The sequence below is a fragment of the Bacteroidales bacterium genome, from assembly GCA_012519055.1.
GTDB lineage: Bacteria > Bacteroidota > Bacteroidia > Bacteroidales > Salinivirgaceae > JAAYQU01.
In genome coordinates this window covers 1-1,862 of sequence record JAAYQU010000032.1, presented here as the reverse complement: position 1 = coordinate 1,862, position 1,862 = coordinate 1, and the positions used below count along the sequence as shown (strand labels likewise).

Here is a 1,862-nt window from a genome sequence, read left to right as displayed (position 1 = left end):
TATATATGATGCAACCGTTATTGAAATAACTTCAATAAAGGTTGCTGTAGTATTCCTTTTGGGTATTATAAAAAAGAGCTGTCTCACAACGAGACAGCTCTTTTTATAAGATAAATGTTGTTTTAATATTAATAAGACCAAAGGTCTTGTTCCATATTGAATAGTTTATTTTTAATATTCTCACCTTCCCAAAGACCATATAGACCTAATTCATAGTCTCTAATAGCTCTGTCGCTATAGACGTTAGATTCACGGAATATATAGCTATTAAAAAATCTTTTAGAGAAAATATCATCAAAAGTTCTTTTTTCAGCGTCATTCTTTGAATTAAACACAGAATACTTTGACATGATTGGCCTAAACTCCGGGAAATAAATCCAATATGGATTTGACATCCTTATTTGTGCTTGTTGCCCAGTTGTTTGTGATGAATAATCTACTGAGAAACGAATTGCTCCTAATCCAATAATTCTAACTTCAATTCTTGAACGTTCTTTATTAAAAAACCAGTCTTCTTTTACCAGCCATTGCAACACTTCTTCTGGAGCAACCTCAGATGGGGCAGTGGGGTCATTTGGATTGACTCCGAATTTTGCTTCAACATCAGAGATTGTAAGTACCTTTTTGAAATATTCATCTTCGTAAAGTTGTAGAATTGGAATTTTTTCAGTTTTTGGATTTAAACGAGGGCTAGGAGCTTCAACACCTTCAACTCTATCTGTTTGTTCATCAAGAAGACCTTGTTGAGCACGAAGGGACAATACAGCTAAACTCATGCGATCTTCAATTGGAACTATAGGGAAATAAAGAGGATGATTTATCTTTTCGCGCATATCGATTATTCGCCATATTCTTTTTTTCCACATTACGTCAGATTCATGCAGAAAATAGTATGGAATAGGTTTACGCGCGGGTATGTGCTCCTCGTCATATATCCCGACTCTATTGAAAGTCTGAGCGTTTGTTTTGTTTTCAATTCCTAGAAAACACAATACGAATAATGCAGAAATTAACGTAATGTTTTTCATATCTATGTATTTTTTCAGTTTAATTTCACGTAAAACAAACACAGTTATAAATTATGTTTGTTTCATATTATTAGTTTTAATTTATTCTAAATACTAAGGACCCAATATTTCTATCACCGTCAGGACCAGTTGCAATAATGTTTTCAAAAGTAATACGTTCGTTTCTTTGCAAAGATCTGATTTTATTAAGAACGCGATCATTGAATTTTGCTTCATTGTTAGCATCGAAAGAATCAAACCCACTAGCATCCTTTGTCACGACTGTATAACTTTTGACAGTATATCTGATATTGTCCATAATAAAGTTTTCTAAAACGGCATCAACTCTACCTGCATTGAGTAATACATTTCTCGAAATATTACATCCTGACAAACCTGCAATTTTAGCTGTTGGTGGCGGAACAGGTAATGTCCTAAACTCTTTATGACCCACAGTTTGTCTTCTTCCATCAACCTCAACTGCGAGTGAACTTTTTATTTTTCCTCCAGAGCTAGATGGTATTACTTCCCAATTATTGCCTTTCTTCTGTAATCGCCCGCTACCTGTAAGTGTTGGGAACAACTTGTTTGCAGGTATCCCGGGTACAGACACTTCTAATGGATTTGATATACCAGAGTAAAACACTGTGTTTGCTGAAGCTGAAATAATGGCCATTGGTTCATTAACTTGGAATGAGTTTTTAAAAGGATATCGCTTGATGCTACCATCTGGTGCAGTCATTTCAATTAATCCACCCCATTCATTAATGCCAACGCGTCTGCTTACGGTTCTGTAAATACCTGCACCGTTTTCAATAGTTAACGTTTGGTAATCACCTTTCATTTGATATTCGC

General features: G+C 35.0%; 2 protein-coding genes. Both read right to left on the bottom strand.

Translation table 11 applies throughout. The annotated features are described in order from the left end of the window. Nucleotides 1-128 precede the first annotated feature (128 nt). The gene (gene gldN / locus GX311_06025) at nucleotides 129-1,028 is read right to left on the bottom strand and encodes a gliding motility protein GldN (GenBank protein NLK15940.1); all 900 of its coding nucleotides are present in this window, start codon (nucleotides 1,026-1,028) and stop codon (nucleotides 129-131) included. Between the two features lie 76 nt (nucleotides 1,029-1,104). Then, a partial coding sequence (locus GX311_06020; protein NLK15939.1) for a hypothetical protein occupies nucleotides 1,105-1,862 on the bottom strand: 758 nt, incomplete at its 5' end.